Origin of the sequence: Citrobacter sp. RHBSTW-00881, from assembly GCF_013728515.1 — a bacterium.
Lineage (GTDB): Bacteria > Pseudomonadota > Gammaproteobacteria > Enterobacterales > Enterobacteriaceae > Citrobacter > Citrobacter braakii.
This window is the reverse complement of sequence record NZ_CP056269.1, coordinates 4,618,686-4,634,572: the sequence shown is the minus strand read 5'-3', so window position 1 is coordinate 4,634,572 and position 15,887 is coordinate 4,618,686. Positions and strand designations below refer to the sequence as shown.

General features: G+C 52.5%; 14 protein-coding genes. 3 read left to right on the top strand and 11 right to left on the bottom strand.

The features are described 5' to 3' along the window. Nucleotides 1–399 precede the first annotated feature (399 nt). Nucleotides 400–6,090 (top strand): BigA/YdbA N-terminal beta-barrel domain-containing protein, encoded by a 5,691-nt coding sequence (locus tag HV311_RS22310; protein ID WP_191221224.1) that lies wholly within the window; start codon nt 400–402, stop codon nt 6,088–6,090. 61 nt (nt 6,091–6,151) lie between these two features. Here the strand turns inward: HV311_RS22310 and ridA are convergent, their stop codons facing one another. The 4 genes from ridA to pyrL all read right to left on the bottom strand — a co-directional run bounded on the left by ridA (nt 6,152) and on the right by pyrL (nt 8,163). After that, on the bottom strand, nt 6,152–6,538 hold the full coding sequence (gene ridA, locus HV311_RS22305; RefSeq protein WP_016151491.1) for a 2-iminobutanoate/2-iminopropanoate deaminase: 387 nt from the start codon (nt 6,536–6,538) through the stop codon (nt 6,152–6,154). A 76-nt stretch (nt 6,539–6,614) separates the two neighbouring features. After that, nucleotides 6,615–7,076, bottom strand: a complete 462-nt coding sequence (gene pyrI, locus HV311_RS22300; RefSeq protein ID WP_016151492.1) for an aspartate carbamoyltransferase regulatory subunit — start codon at nt 7,074–7,076, stop codon at nt 6,615–6,617. 13 nt (nt 7,077–7,089) lie between these two features. Then, a complete protein-coding gene (gene pyrB / locus HV311_RS22295) occupies nt 7,090–8,025 on the bottom strand; it encodes an aspartate carbamoyltransferase (RefSeq protein ID WP_191220481.1) in 936 nt (311 codons plus the stop codon). A gap of 36 nt (nt 8,026–8,061) precedes the next feature. Next, a complete protein-coding gene (gene pyrL / locus HV311_RS22285; protein ID WP_003025819.1) occupies nt 8,062–8,163 on the bottom strand; it encodes a pyr operon leader peptide in 102 nt (33 codons plus the stop codon). Between pyrL and HV311_RS22280 the strand changes: the two genes are divergently transcribed. Next, nucleotides 8,143–8,265, top strand: a complete 123-nt coding sequence (locus tag HV311_RS22280; RefSeq protein WP_085951096.1) for a hypothetical protein — start codon at nt 8,143–8,145, stop codon at nt 8,263–8,265. The genes pyrL and HV311_RS22280 overlap by 21 nt on opposite strands. Here the strand turns inward: HV311_RS22280 and HV311_RS22275 are convergent. From HV311_RS22275 to arcA, 5 genes are all read right to left on the bottom strand, one after another. Beyond that, nucleotides 8,262–8,741: an arginine repressor gene (locus HV311_RS22275; RefSeq protein ID WP_047499901.1), complete on the bottom strand. Its 480-nt coding sequence runs from the start codon at nt 8,739–8,741 to the stop codon at nt 8,262–8,264. The genes HV311_RS22280 and HV311_RS22275 overlap by 4 nt on opposite strands. Before the next feature lie 144 nt (nt 8,742–8,885). Next, nucleotides 8,886–10,289: a YfcC family protein gene (locus HV311_RS22270; protein ID WP_046275812.1), complete on the bottom strand. Its 1,404-nt coding sequence runs from the start codon at nt 10,287–10,289 to the stop codon at nt 8,886–8,888. A 55-nt stretch (nt 10,290–10,344) separates the two neighbouring features. Continuing rightward, nucleotides 10,345–11,349 (bottom strand): ornithine carbamoyltransferase, encoded by a 1,005-nt coding sequence (argF, locus tag HV311_RS22265; protein WP_016151495.1) that lies wholly within the window; start codon nt 11,347–11,349, stop codon nt 10,345–10,347. 55 nt (nt 11,350–11,404) lie between these two features. After that, nucleotides 11,405–12,337, bottom strand: coding sequence for a carbamate kinase (arcC, locus tag HV311_RS22260; protein WP_049268893.1), 933 nt, complete (start codon nt 12,335–12,337; stop codon nt 11,405–11,407). Nucleotides 12,338–12,346: 9 nt separating this feature from the next. Then, complete coding sequence (arcA, locus tag HV311_RS22255; protein WP_019078252.1) at nt 12,347–13,567, bottom strand: arginine deiminase; 1,221 nt, start codon at nt 13,565–13,567, stop codon at nt 12,347–12,349. Between the two features lie 673 nt (nt 13,568–14,240). Between arcA and HV311_RS22250 the strand changes: the two genes are divergently transcribed. Then, nucleotides 14,241–14,693: a YhcH/YjgK/YiaL family protein gene (locus HV311_RS22250; protein ID WP_016151499.1), complete on the top strand. Its 453-nt coding sequence runs from the start codon at nt 14,241–14,243 to the stop codon at nt 14,691–14,693. Nucleotides 14,694–14,792: 99 nt separating this feature from the next. Here the strand turns inward: HV311_RS22250 and argF (HV311_RS22245) are convergent, their stop codons facing one another. Both argF (HV311_RS22245) and argL read right to left on the bottom strand, forming a co-directional pair. Beyond that, a complete protein-coding gene (gene argF / locus HV311_RS22245; RefSeq protein ID WP_016155574.1) occupies nt 14,793–15,800 on the bottom strand; it encodes an ornithine carbamoyltransferase in 1,008 nt (335 codons plus the stop codon). After that, nucleotides 15,770–15,865, bottom strand: coding sequence for a putative translational regulatory protein ArgL (gene argL, locus HV311_RS28340; protein ID WP_370916541.1), 96 nt, complete (start codon nt 15,863–15,865; stop codon nt 15,770–15,772). The genes argF (HV311_RS22245) and argL overlap by 31 nt, the downstream gene beginning before the upstream one ends. Nucleotides 15,866–15,887: the final 22 nt, after the last annotated feature.

Genomic DNA, 15,887 nt, shown 5'->3' with positions numbered 1-15,887 from the left:
GTGAATAAATTCACGTAGAATATTGTTTTTTAATATTCATACATTAAAAATTATAATTTATAAGATATGCCTTAGCACTCCCCCTCCATTCATTCCGTAAAATATCGAGAATTAAAAAATTTACATAAAAATCTATGGTTGCAACATGTTGTATTTTATGTTTTTTTTAATGATTCCTTTATTCTTATTTTTATCAATTCTAATAAAAACAATGTGTTGAGGTATATATTCATGACGGTGATTCGTTGTTATGAAATATGTCTTTGGATATACTCGCTTCTATATAAATTTATTTATATGGTGCCGCTGTTGCACAGATTCGGAGAATCTGCGGCGGCGTGTTTCGTAGCTATGTTGTTTTATCTATATCATTTCGCTCACATCAGAGAGACTCACATTATGCAAAGGAAAGCTATTTCATTTTGTATTGCCCTGGCATTAAGCGGTAATACATTTGCCGCCGATCTTAACAACAACGAAGACAAAAAAAAGCAGTGTCCCGAAAATATCAGCAGCCTTTCTCAGGCTGAGCTGGCCAAACTGTCGCCGGAGTGCCAGAAAGCCACGGAAAGCGTTTTAGAGCAGGGCTGGGCATGGGCGGTGGGCGGTATCGCTGCTGTGGCCGCCACGGTGGGTATCGCGGCGAGCGGCGGCGGCGGCGGCAGCAGCCATTCGTCCTCCGGGTTGCCTGTTGATCCAGTAACGCCTGTGGACCCGGTAACACCTGTCGATCCGGTGGACCCCGTTACACCTGATACCCCCCCCTCCGTTTATGACAATGGCGTTACCCTTGACCGGGGCGCGAAAACCCTGACCTTTGCCTCGCTGGTGGTGAACGGCGTCACTTATACCAATACCACCTTCGCCATTACCAAGCAGGGCGACGGCTACCTGCTGACCGCGCCGGACGGCAAAACCCTGACCGTGACCAGCCTAAACGTGATGGGCAATGCGCTGGTGATGCAGGGAACGTACGGCAGTAACAACCTGTTCTGGTCGTACAACCGCGCAGGAGAGCTTACCCTGGCGAGCGCAGACACCACGGTTATTGACGGCGACGGGCAGCAGAAAACGGTTGATGGCGGCTCCACCGCAGGCGGCCCGGGCGATACCGGGACGATTATCAACGGTGATGATAACGATGTTAATGTGAATGGCGATACCGGCGCTACTGGCGGCGGCACCGGCACCGACGTGGACGGCAACGGCAACACCATCAACAACGGCGGCAACAACACCGCAGACGGTGAAGGCTCCAATGGTACCGATGTTAACGGCGACGGCAACACCATCAACAACACCGGTGATAACAGCGGCACCAACGGTGGTACCGGCACCGACGTGGACGGCAACGACAACACCATCAACAACGGCGGCAAAAATACCGCAGACGGTGAAGGCTCCACCGGTACAGACGTCACCGGCGACGGCAACGACATCAACAACACCGGCGATAACGGCGCCACCAACGGCGGCACCGGCACAGACGTTGACGGCAACGGCAACACAGTTGATAACGGCGGCAACAACACCGCCGACGGTGCAGGCTCTACCGGTACTGACGTGACTGGCGACGGCAACGACATCAACAACACCGGTGATAACAGCGGCACCAACGGCGGTACCGGCACCGGCGTGGACGGCAACGACAACACCATCAACAACGGCGGCAAAAACACCGCAGACGGTGAAGGCTCCACCGGTACTGACGTGACCGGCAACGGCAACGACATCAACAACACCGGTGACAACGGCGCCACCAACGGCGGCACCGGCACAGACGTGGACGGCAACGGCAACACAGTTGATAACGGTGGCAACAACACCGCCGACGGTGCAGGCTCCACCGGTACAGACGTGACCGGCGACGGCAACGACATCAACAACACCGGTGATAACAGCGGCACCAACGGCGGTACCGGCACCGGCGTGGACGGCAACGACAACACCATCAACAACGGCGGTAAAAACACTGCCGACGGTGCAGGCTCCACCGGTACTGACGTGACCGGCGACGGCAACGACATTAACAACACCGGTGATAACAGCGCCACTGGCGGCGGTACTGGCACTGACGTGACCGGCGACAACAACGACATCAACAACAACGGCAAAAACACTGCCGACGGTGAAGGCTCCACCGGCACCAAAGCTGACGGCGACGGTAACTCCATCAATAACGGCGGCGAGAGCAGCGCCACCAACGGCGGTACCGGCACCGATGTGAACGGCGACGGCAACACCATCGACAACAAGGGTAACAACACTGCCGATGGCGCAGGCTCTACCGGTACGGATGTAGACGGTAACGGCAACACCATTAACAACGGTGGCGACAACAGCGGCACCAATGGTGGTACGGGCACTGACGTGACCGGCGACAACAACGACATCAACAACAACGGCAAAAACACTGCCGACGGTGAAGGCTCCACTGGCACCAAAGCTGACGGCGACGGCAACGACATTAACAACACCGGTGACAACAGCGCCACTGGCGGCGGTACCGGCACTAAAGCTGACGGCGACGGCAACACCATCGACAATAAAGGTAACAACACTGCCGATGGCGCAGGCTCTACCGGTACGGATGTAGACGGTAACGGCAACAAAATCATTAACGAAGGCGACACCAGCGCAGCCAATGGCGGCACCGGCACCAGCGTGGACGGCAACGACAACACCATCGACAACAAAGGTAAAACTACGGCAGATGGCGCTGGTTCTACCGGAACGGATGTCACTGGTGATGGCAACACCATTAACAACGAAGGTGATACCAGTGCCGCCAACGGTGCGACCGGCACTGACGTTGACGGCAACAACAACACCATCGACAACAAAGGTCAAACTACGGCTGATGGGACTGGCTCCACCGGTACTGACGTAACCGGCGACGGCAACAAAATCAACAACGAAGGTGATACCAGCGCAACTGCTGGCGGCACCGGCACCAGCGTGGACGGTGGCGGCAACACCATTGACAACAAAGGCACCACCACCGCAGAAGGGGAAGGCTCGACCGGTACTGACGTCGCGGGTAATAACAACACCATTAATAACGATGGCGCCAGCAAAGTCATTGACGGTGCGACGGGGGAAAAAGTCAGCGGTGACGGCAACACCCTGAACAACGCAGGGGAAATGACGGTAGGCAGTACCGACAGTACCAAACCGAGTACCGGGGTGGATGTTGCCGGTAATAACAACACCATTAACCAGAACGGTAAAATGGTGGTGGGTGATTTCTCCACCGGTCTGGACGTGACGGGTAAATCAAACACCATTAACCTGGCCTCTAAAGAGATGAGCATCACTGGTAATAAGGCTACCGGGGTTAACGTTTCCGGCGAAGCCAATACGGTGACGCTGAAAGGCGATATGGTGGTGGATAAAGACCAGAAATCCCCACAGGCGATGGACTATTTCGTTACTCCATCGACCGGGATTAACGTCAGCGGTAGCGGTAACACGGTGGTGCTGGACGGGCATCTTCAGGTCATTGTAGATACTGAGTCGTTTGATCATGTTAGCCAGAAACGCGATGGTACCGTAGAAGCCATTCGTGGGGTAGTTGTCAGCGGTGACAATAACCGTGTCGATCTGTTGGGGGGGGTTGAGCTTACCGGTGAAGTCAATCAAATTCCCGGGACAGAGCGTAGTGCTATTGGCAACAGTAAAGGCTCAGTAGTGACCGTTAACGGTAAATCATCGCTTTACCTGCATGGTGACTCATCCATCAATGGTAACTACGCGACAACTTTTGAAAGCATATTTAACGTAACCAATCAGGGTTATCTTGAAATTAGTGAAGATGCCACTGTCACTACCAACATCGAAAGTATGAATACTTATTGGCGTGCTGGCGATAATGATCTGGTCACGCTGGGAAGTGGCGGTACGGCGACCAATAAAGGAACGATCAACCTACGCGACATGAATTTAACTTTCATGGAGGGGGCTTCATCCTTTACGAATGACGGTTCCGTGACTCTTGACAGAAAAATGGCTTTATCAAGTAAGGACGGAGAACCGACATTCGGCATGATGTCCACGGGTAAGTCACATGGTGTGAATAACGGAGATATCACTGGATATGTGCGCGCTCAGAACAGTGTGCAGACTAGTACTGGGTCGGCTAGTTATTTGTTCAACAGCAGCAGCTATGCCATAAACCTTATGGATGGGATTGACGGAAGCGAATCTATTAACAACGGCACGCTGGCTTTATATGGTCGCGGTGAAGCAATGCACGCCCATTCGTCAAAAGCGAGTAACTACGGAACGATTACTGCGGATGGACTCTGGAAAGATGCAAATGACACAACTGTGATTGGCGCTGGCGTATCCTCTACAAGGGCAGTTGATTTTGCCATTGGTATGGGGGCGGGAAGTTTAGCGGGTACCGGCTCCGGTGGTTCGGCAGTTAACTACAAGGATGCCACCATCACTATTTATAATGCGGGTGCAGGCATGGCTGTATCTGGCGCTAGTAACACGATTATTAACCAGGGCACCATTAATCTCGAAAAAAACGAGTTCTATGATGAGACTAAACCGCTGGTCGGTATGGCGGTGTATAAGGGCGGTGTTGCGTACAACGATGGCACCATCAATATTAATGCCGACAACGGTCAGGCGTTTTACAACGATGGCACAGGCACTATCCATAACAGCGGCACCATTAATCTGAACGGCGGCGCAATGTCGTCAGATGATACGCATATGGGTTCTGCGCCAACTGACAGCAATTCTGCCCCCGCTTCTGTTCAGCGTGTGAGTGGTTATGTGTTGGGTACCAGCGCCAGCGGCTCTGTCGGTACGCTTAATGCGGGTAATAACGCCCTGGCACTGGATTCTGTCAGCGTGGATACCGGTTTCACCGCAGGTACGGCTGCCACGACTCAGACCTTCGACAACGTCTTTACCGGGGCTGATGTGGAAGGCGTGGAAAACATCACCTCTGAAAGCGTGGTGTGGAGCGCGCAGGGTCAGAAAGACGCGAACGGCAACGTGGACGTCACCATGACCAAAAACGCCTACACCGATGTGGTGACCGACAGCAGCGTCAGCGGTGTTGCCGGCGCGCTGGATGCCGCGTACACCAACAACGAGCTGTTCAGCAGCCTGAACCTGAAAACCTCTGCCGACGTGACGAAGGCGATGAAGCAAATCAGCGGCAACAAGGCTGTGAACGTCTCCCGCGACGCCCGCAGACTCAGCAACCGCTTCGATATGCTGGCGGATGCCGCGCCGGAACTGGGTAACGGTCTGTCGTTTAACCTGGTGGCGAAAGGCGACCAGCGTGCCGAACTGGGTAAAGACACGCAGTACGACATGATGGCTCTGCGTCAGAAACTGGGCTTTGGCGATAATCAGTCGCTGACCATGGAGTACGGTATTGCCCGTCTGGACGGTAAAGGCAATGTCTCTTCCGGCAGCGACGGTATCACCGGCGGTTACAGCCAGTTCCTGGGTCTGGAGCACGCCATGCCGCTCGGTGAGGAAGGTCTCTCCTGGAACAACGCCCTGCGTTACGACGTACATCAGCTCGACAGCAAACGCGGCATTAACTACGGTGATGTCAACAAACAGGCGCTGGCGGACAGCCGTCAGCAGTACCTGGAGCTGCGTACCGAGGGTCGTAAAACCTTCGCCGTCAGCGAAGGGCTGGATGTTGTGCCATATGCTGGTCTGAAACTGCGTCACACCATGGAAGACGGTTATCAGGAGCGCGGTGCTGGCGACTTTAACCTGAACATGAACAGCAGCACGGAAACGGCGGTTGATTCAGTGGTGGGTATGAAGCTGAGCTATGCCGGTAAGGATGGTTGGGCAGCAACGGCGACGCTGGAAGGCGGCCCGAACCTGAGCTACGTCAGTACTGGCAAAAAAGCGGCCCTGCAGGGGGCGGCAGGTCAGAGCTTCAACGTTGACGACGGTCAGAAAGGTGGCAGCATCAACAGCATGGCACAGGTGGGTGTGAAGTATAACGCCGGTAACACCAGCGCCGGGCTGGACGCTTTCCACTGGAAAGAGGACAACATCAGCGACAAGGGCTTTATGCTGAATATTAAACACAATTTCTGATAACAGCCTGAGTGAGTAAAAACAGAACCGCCGGAGTGATTTCCGGCGGTTTTTTTTACGCTTAGCGACGAACGGCGATCGCTTCAATCTCGATTTTCACGTCTTTCGGCAGACGGGCAACTTCCACGCAAGAACGCGCCGGGAAGGTGGCGTTGTGCTCGGTGAAGAACGCTTCGTAGGTCGCGTTTACGGTTGCGAAATCGTTCAGGTCTTTAACGAAGACGGTAGTTTTTACGATGTCGCCCACTTTCAGGCCTGCTGCTTCAACGATAGCTTGTACGTTTTCCAGCGACTGACGCGCCTGAGCGGACACGTCTTCCGATACGGCACCGGTTTTCGGATCGACCGGGATCTGACCGGAAGTGATTACCATGCTACCCAGGTCAACGCCCTGAACGTATGGGCCGATTGCTGCTGGTGCATTTTCCGTCGCGATAGTCTTGCTCATGATTTCTCCTGAATTACAGCGGTAATAGAATGTTCCCGGCCATTATAGGGAGCCGGGAAATCATTACCAACACCAATTAGTTGGCCAGCACCACATAATGCGAAAACTCTTTTTCACAGTATTTGCATTTGAGTGCGATGTCGTCAGCGCGCTTTTTCACTGAAAAACTGGACGATACTGGTTCAGCATGGCTGATGCAGTTGCTGTTCGGGCAAACCAGCACGTTATCGATACGTTCAGGCAGGCTCGGACGTGATTTACCCACCACGTCATAATCGTCAATGCGGTTTACCGTTGCCTGCGGAGCGTATAGGGAGAGCTGGTTTACCTGCTCGTCGGTCAGGAACGTATTTTCGATTTTAATCAGGTCTTTACGGCCCATTTCGCCAGACGGCAGGTTCAGGCCGATGGTGATACGCTGGTCGGTTTCAGTCAGTTTGAACAACGTCAGCAGCTTAAAACCAACCTGTGCGGGAATATGGTCAATTACGGTGCCACGTTTGATGGCTTCAACCTGCAGTTTGTTATCGTGTGTCATCTCTTTTTCTCCCTTACAGTGCCAGTTCGCTATTCAGTACCAGTGCCAGTAACGCCTGGCGGGCGAAGATGCCGTTGCCAGCCTGCTGGAAATACCAGGCGTGCGGCGTCTTGTCGACGTCGGTGGTGATTTCATCGATGCGCGGCAGCGGATGCAGCACCTTCATGTTCGCTCTGGCACCGTTCAGATCGCTGGCACGCAGAACAAACTGTGCTTTCACGTTGGCGTATTCGGACGGGTCCAGACGCTCTTTTTGTACGCGGGTCATGTAGAGGATATCGACCTCCGCCATTACCTCTTCGATAGTGCCATGCAGGCTCCAGGCGATACCTTTTTCATTCAGCATATCCAGAATGTATTGCGGCATGGCCAGCGCGTCCGGGGCGATGAAGTAGAAGCGGTTACCTTCGAACTTTGCCAGCGCCTGGGTCAGGGAGTGGACGGTGCGGCCATATTTCAGGTCACCCACCATGGCGATTTGCAGATTGTCCAGGCGACCCTGCGTTTCCTGAATGGTAAACAGATCCAGCAGCGTTTGGGTGGGATGCTGGTTGGAACCGTCGCCGGCGTTCAGTACCGGCACGTTACCGGAGAACTCGGTTGCCAAACGCGCGGCACCTTCCTGCGGATGACGCATCACGATGGCGTCGACATAGGTGCTGATGACGGAAATGGTGTCGGCCAGAGTTTCGCCTTTTTTGCCAAGCGACGTGTTGCTGCTGTCAGAGAAACCCACCACGCTGGCGCCCAGACGGTGCATGGAGGTTTCAAAAGATAAACGGGTGCGGGTTGACGCTTCAAAGAAGCAACTGGCGATGACCTTATGTTTTAACAGCTCGGGCTGCGGGTTAGCTTTTAATTTCGCCGTCGTCGCGAGGACCAGATTAAGGTCATCGCGGCTGAGGTCGTTTATGGAAATGATGTGTTTTTGATAGAGCGGGTTAGCCATGTTTATCTCCTGACGCCTGGGCAAAAAAAAAGCCCCTCAATTGAGGGGCTCGGAATGGGTGATCAACGGAAAGAAAAACGGCAGGCCAGCGTCCTTTTTCAGACGCGGTAAGACAAAATGTCGTACACACTGAACCATACATCCTCCCGGCAAATTGTCCGCGATTATACTCAGCTCCGTTATGGGATCAAGCGAAAAATGCACTATTTATTCATCGCAAACGGTTCTTATGAATTTTAATTCATTTTGAATAGATAATTAATCTGCTTATGGATCAGGCCCGTTCGCTGTACCACCCGCGGCGCGACCCAGACAATACTGCTACCGGCAATGACGCCGAGAATTTCTGGCAACGCGTGATAATCGAGGATTCTGGCTACGGCGCGACCATAGCCAGCCGCCGTGTGGATGAGGATAAACTCGCTATTGTGTTCCACGCTGACCACCATTTCAGCAATCGATCGGGCTGCATCAGGCGCGGGTCGTGATTGCGGATTTACAGAATAAATTTTTTGCCCTTTTGTATTTCTTATTTTTATAGCACCGAGCAGTTTCAGCAGACGAGATACCGTTGACTGGCTAATCCCGGTGAAACCATGGTGTTGTAGATCGCGGCGAAGCGCTTCCTGAGACAGGTAGCTTTTTTCGCTAATCAGGCGCTGACAAATCGCCAACTGTTTCTGCTCTTTGGTCGAGTAATCATCGAATTCCTTCATAAAAACACCCTAAATTTATCATTTGTATCAATGCGATGGCGAAATTCACCACATTTGCAGTATCAATAACGGCTCAAACGGGCGGTTGTGCAGAAAAACGAGAGCGCGCTCAAAAAAGCCGTCGGGATCCGACGGCCAACAGGACTACAGCATCGCGCCGATACTCAGAACAACCATGTTCAGTACCGTCAGAATTAGCAGCAGTGGTGCGACCCATTTCAGGTAGCGCACATAAGGAACACGAGCGATGGCCAACCCTCCCATCACAACCGCTGAGGTGGGGGTAATCAGATTCACAATGCCGGAAGCGGATTGATACGCGGTGACGACCAGATCCCTTTGCACATGGGCGAAGTCAGCCAGCGGGGCCATAATGGGCATCGTGAGCACCGCCAGGCCAGACGAGGAAGGGACCAGGAAGGAGAGCAAGACTTCCAGCCAGTAAGTCACATTGATGAAAATGGTGGTGGACAGACCGGAGACTAAATTTTCGGCGCTGTGCAAAATGGTGTGGGTGATCATGCCGTTGTCCATCACCACGACGATACCGCGCGCAATGCCGATAATCAGCGCCACGCCGAGCAGATCCCGAGCCCCGTCAATGAAGGTACTGGTGAATGCTTCTTCACTCATGCGGGCAATCACGCCGACGATAATCGCAGATGCCAGAAAAACCCCAGATATTTCAGCCATCCACCAGCCGAGCACCGCGACGCCATAAATCATCACAGCAAAGGCGGCGGCGAATATCAGCAGGATCCACTTACGCGTAGCCGTGAATTCAAGATTGGTATTGGCGCGACTACCGAGAAAATGGGCACGGTTTTCCTCCATTTTATCGGCCACGATGGAAAGCTCAGGATGGCTGCGAACTTTCCGTGCATAGCGCATGACCCATACCACACAGATTACATAGCCGACGACCAGTAGCAGAATGCGCATCAGCATTCCCTGGGTGAAGGGGATCCCGGCGGCGTTAGCGGCGATAACTGTTGCGAAAGGGTTGATTGTTGAACCGAGGGTGCCGATGCCTGCGCCAAGCAAAACGGTTGCAGCAGCAACCAGTGGATCAAAGCGCGCAGCCATCATGACCGGAACCAATAAGGTGTAGAAAGGGAGTGATTCTTCCGCCATGCCGTAAATCGTGCCTCCGGCGGCGAAAAGTCCCATCAGGATGGGGATCATCCACTCTTCTTTGCCGTTCAGCCTGACCGTCACGCGTTCGATTCCTGCGTCGATGGCGCCCGTTTTGTTTACCACGCCGAGAAACCCGCCAATAATCAGGACAAACAACGCCACATCAATCGCGCCTGCGGTGTAGGTTTCGTGGTTATAAAGCCCGTCAATCGGAGCCAGCAGTACAGCCGTTAAACCTTGTGGATGCGCCTCTGTTGGGGTATAGGTACCGGCAACCGGCACTTCTTTGCCCAGGGTGGCATTCATCGCCATCTGGTATTTCCCGGCAGGGACAATCCAGGTCATAACGGCGACGAGCGCAATGAGAATAAACAGGATGGTATACGCGCTGGGAAATTTGAATTTGCCCATGATGTTCTCCGGATAGCTTGGGCATATGCCGCCAGGCGACACATGCCCGCTGGGGTTAGTCGCCGAGTGTCGCTACCATGACCGCTTTAATGGTATGCATCCGGTTTTCTGCTTCGTCGAAGACGATGGAATGCGCTGACTCAAATACCTCCTCCGTGACTTCAAGCCCTTTCAGGCCGTAAGCCGCTTCGATTTCACGGCCCACTTTGGTGTGCTCGTTATGGAAGGCGGGCAGGCAGTGCATGAATTTCACATTGGGATTGCCGGTCGCATCGATGACCTGCTGGTTAATTTGATAAGGCGTCATCAGGCTGACGCGTTCTGCCCACGCCTCTTTGGGTTCCCCCATCGAAACCCAGACATCGGTGTAGAGAAAGTCCACGTCGTAAACGCCTTCCTCAACATCCTCTGTGAGCGTAATGCGCGCGCCCGTCACGCTGGCGATTTCACGGCATTCGGCAACCAGCGCCTCGTCCGGCCAGAAGGATTTCGGTGCGACCAGACGAATATCCATCCCCATTTTCGCCGCGCCGACCATCAGCGAATTGCCCATGTTATTGCGGGCGTCACCAAGGTAAGCGAAGCTCAGTTCGGGTAAGGTTTTACCCGGGGCGTGTTCCAGCATGGTCATCAGATCCGCGAGGATCTGCGTAGGGTGGAATTCATTCGTCAGCCCGTTCCAGACCGGCACACCAGCGAACTGACCCAGTTCTTCCACGATCTCCTGGCCGTAGCCGCGGTATTCAATACCGTCATACATGCGGCCTAACACGCGGGCGGTATCTTTCATCGACTCTTTATGACCAATCTGCGAGCCGCTTGGGCCAAGGTAGGTCACCTGTGCGCCCTGATCGAAAGCGCCGACTTCAAAGGCGCAGCGGGTGCGAGTTGACGTTTTTTCGAAGATTAGCGCGATATTTTTACCAACCAGCGTTTGCCTTTCGCGTCCGGCTTTTTTTGCCGTTTTTAACTCGATAGACAGATCGATCAGGTACTGGATTTCCGTTGGGGTGTAGTCCAGCAATTTGAGAAAATTGCGATTTTTCAGGTTAACAGTCATGAAAATATCCTTATGTAGGCTGGATAAGGCTTCGCTTTACCCAGCAAAAAAAGCCTTAAGCGTTAACATCAGTGGCTTCGCGCCGAATTAGCGTGCCTTTGTCACCGGCGAGAATGGCCGAACCGTCAGCCAACGAGCCGATGCCAGCAATCCCGTGACAGTGAGAGACAAATTCCGCGCAGGCGGTGACTTTGGGGCCCATTGAACCGGCGTCGAATTGCATTTCGCCGAGCTGTTTCGGCGTAACCTGGGCCAGCGGGCGCTGGGTAGGTTTGCCCCAGTCGAGATACACCGCATCGGCATCGGTCAGGATCAGCAGCGCATCGGCGTGGATTTGTTTGGCGAGCAGGGCGGCGGAGAGATCTTTGTCGATCACCGCTTCAATACCGTGGTAGCCATCGGCTTTTTCCACCACCGGTACGCCGCCACCGCCGTTGCAGATAACCAGATGATCGCGGGCGATCAGTGTGCGAATGGCGTCACTTTCCACGATACGTTTGGGTTGTGGAGAGGGCACAACACGGCGGAATGCTTTACCATCGGCTTTGAAAACCCAGCCTTTTTCCGCCTGTAACGCGTGGGCCTGGGGTTCGTCATAAATCGGCCCGATATATTTGGTGGGATTGCTGAAGGCCGGATCGTGGGCATCGACTTCAACCTGAGTCAGCAGGACACTAATTTCACGCTGTGGGAGCTGGTTTTTCAGGGCCTGTTGCAGCATATAGCCAATCATTCCCTGACTTTCTGCGCCGAGAATATCGAGCGGGTAGGGGGTGACGTTGGCATACGCACTGTTTTGTAACGCCAAAAGTCCAACCTGCGGGCCATTGCCGTGTACCAGAATTACGCGCCACTGCTGCGTGAGCTGAGCGAGAGTTCTTGCCGCCAGCTCAATATTCTTGCGTTGGATGTCGGCTTCCAGCGGTTCGCCACGTTTGAGTAGTGCATTGCCGCCCAGCGCCACAACCAGGGTAGGTTTGTTTTCCATAACGTCTCCTTAAATACCGTCGCGTTCCAGCGGGCAACTCATGCAGCGCGCACCGCCGCGCCCACGTCCCAGTTCGTCGCCAGGAATGGGTAAAACAGTGATGCCAGCTTTGTCGTATTTCTCGTTGGTCCAGATGTTGCGTTCGTAGCCCACCACAACCCCGGGGCGCAGCGTCAGAACATTGTTCGCGTCATTCCACTGTTCGCGTTCAGCTTCGAAGGCGTCTCCACCGGTGGTGATCAGATTGATCTGGTCGAGGCCAAGTGCTTTTTCGAGGGCATGTACCAGCGTACTTTCCTGGGTGCGTTTCAGGCCGCCGCGCCCGTCTGGTGTCAGGGTCCAGCACTGGACATCCGGGCGCACCACTTCCGGGTAGACGGAGAAGGTATCGATATCGATGTGGGTCATGACGGTATCAAGGTGCATACAGGAGCGATGTTTCGGCAGTTCGACTGCGATAACGCGTTCTGCCTGGCGATGCTTAAATAGCGACTGAGCAAGGAACTCAATGCCCTGCGGCGTGGTACGTTCCGACATACCGATGAGAACTGCGCCGCGACCAATGACCAGCACATCTCCACCTTCTAATGTGGCGTGGTCATAATTAATATTTTCATCGCCGAAATATTTAATAAACTCACCATCGGCAAATTGTGGATGCCAACGGTAAATCGCCCGCAAGTTATTAGTTTCTCGTTGACGTGCAGTTTTTGCCATCGGATTAATGGATACGCCGTTATATATCCAGCATGAGGTGTCGCGGGTAAATAAGTGGTTTGGTAATGGCTTCATAATAAAGTCATTAATATCGTGAGTATCGACCACCATATTTTTGATTGAGGCAGGAATTTCTCCGTATGTCAGCCCACCGCTTAAATGTCGGGCGAGCTCCCGGTGCTGCATATCTGCAAGCCAGGCGCGAATATCCGTGGCGAAAGCGGGGCCAAGGCGATAATCAGAAATTTGTGTATCCAGTAGCCAGCTTTTGGCATCGGGGATATCCAGAGTTTGTGTCAATAAATCAGTGAGTAACAGAACCTCAATTCCCTGTTGACGTAACGTGTTGGCGAAAATGTCATGCTCTTCTCCTGCACGTTCTACCGAAAGAACATCATCAAAAAGCAGTTCCTGGCAATTTGACGGCGTCAGCCTTTTTAGGCTGAGGTTAGGGCGATGTAGCATTACGCTACGTAATTGACCGATTTCAGACCCGACATAATGCTTTTCCATCATTATTCCTTTAATATGATTTTAAAAAATAAAGAGGAGGTGCCTGCAAATAATGTTTATTGCAGTCATGATTTTTCAGCTGATTTCAGAATCTATATTTAGATCTTATCTGATATAGAAACGTGATTCATTTCACAGTCAGGTCGATGTTTGGCATTTGTTGTTTAATTTATGAGATGGCTCTGAGAATTTAAAAAATAAAAACATGAATAATTGAATTACTACGCAGGAATATGTCTTGTTATTTAACTGTGTTAATTTTATGTACATATCTAAATATTTAATAAATTAAATAGTGCGTTGATTTTTATATGTTTTTCTATATTTAATGAATTTTTATGCGAATCTATTATTTTATTATTTGTGCTGTAAGGTTTATTTCAAAATAAATATGACGATGAAGAAAGATAACGAAGGAGACGTAAACTGTGATCGATTGCTGGTTTTTCTAACAAAGCTTTCTATAACAGTGAGTTAGTGACTGAGTTGAAAAGTATGAGACGAAAGTTATGCAGAGTTTATGCATAACCTGTTGCTGGCTATTAGCAATTATTTAACATCATCAGCGATAAACATGCGTTGACGCAAAATATCGGCAAATAGCAGTGGTATGGCAGACCGTTTTTTCGTATAACAACTAAAATGAAACGATGTTTTAATTAAGGGGTTTGAAATGATTGTCGGCAATATTCACAACCTGGATGCCTGGCTGCCGGAAGAGCTGCGTCAGGCGATTGAGCACATTAAAGCGCACGTAACGGATGCGACGGAAAAGGGTAAACACGACATCGACGGCGAACGTCTGTTCTATCTGATTGCTGAAGATATGACGGAGCCGTTTGCGCAGCGCCGCGCCGAATATCACGCTCGCTATCTGGATATTCAGATCCTGCTCAAAGGTCAGGAAGGCATGACTTTCAGCACGCAGCCTGCGGGCGCACCGGAAACTGACTGGCTGGCGGATAAAGATATCGCCTTCCTGCCGGAAGGCGAACAGGAGAAAACGGTGGTGCTGAACGAAGGTGACTTCGTCGTCTTTTATCCGGGCGAAGTGCATAAACCGCTGTGCGCGGTCGGCGCTCCGGCGCTGGTACGCAAAGCCGTGGTGAAAATGCGGGTAGCATAAACCGGTTTGCCGGGGGCGACTTACCCGGCCTACGGAAGTACGATGGTAGGCCGGATAGGGTGCGTCAGCATCGCCATCCGGCAATTCAATCACGCAATGCTATGATTTGGAAAGCGTCGCGACCATCACCGCTTTGATGGTGTGCATTCGGTTTTCCGCCTGATCAAATACGATACTGGCGGGTGACTCAAACACCTCGTCGGTCACTTCCATGCCGCCGTGCAGACCATATTCCTGCGCCATTTGTTTGCCAAGCGTGGTTTGATCGTCATGGAACGCGGGCAGGCAGTGCAGGAATTTCACCTGCGGATTGCCGGTCAACGCCATCATCGCGCTATTAACCTGGTACTTACGCAACTGCGCAATACGTTCGGCCCATTTCTCTTTCGCTTCGCCCATCGATACCCAGACGTCGGTATAGATGAAGTCCGCGCCTTTCACGCCCGTGGCGACATCTTCGGTTAGCGTTATATTGCCGCCGTTTTTCTGTGCCAGCGCTTTACACTCCGCAACGAGGCTTTCCTCCGGCCAGCAGGCCTGGGGCGCGACCAGACGCAGATCCAGTCCGGTTAACGCAGCGGCTTCCAGCATGGAATTGCCCATATTGTTGCGGGCATCGCCGGTGTAGACCAGCACCATCTCATTAAACGCTTTACCCGGCAGGTGTTCCTGCATCGTGAGTAAATCCGCCAGCAACTGGGTGGGGTGAAATTCGTTGGTTAATCCGTTCCAAACCGGAACTCCGGCATATTCCGCCAGCGTCTCGACAATTTCCTGACCGTGGCCCCGATACTGAATACCGTCGTACATACGACCGAGTACGCGGGCGGTGTCTTTGATCGACTCTTTATGACCAATCTGGCTGCCGCTCGGCCCGAGATACGTCACGCGCGCGCCCTGATCGTATGCGGCAACTTCGAAAGAGCAACGGGTGCGGGTTGAGTCTTTTTCGAAGATGAGCGCGATGTTTTTACCGGTGAGTTTAGCGACCTCGGTACCGTTTTTCTTATCCGTCTTGAGCTGCGCGGCGAGCTGGAGCAGTGACGTGAGTTCAGCAGAGGTGAAATCAAGCAGTTTCAAAAAATGTTTCTGATAAAACGCAGACATAGTTCCCTCACATGGCTTAGGCCATTTATTGAATTAAAATTCAATTTATATGGATGTTTATTCATTTGCAACCTTGTTTAACAAATC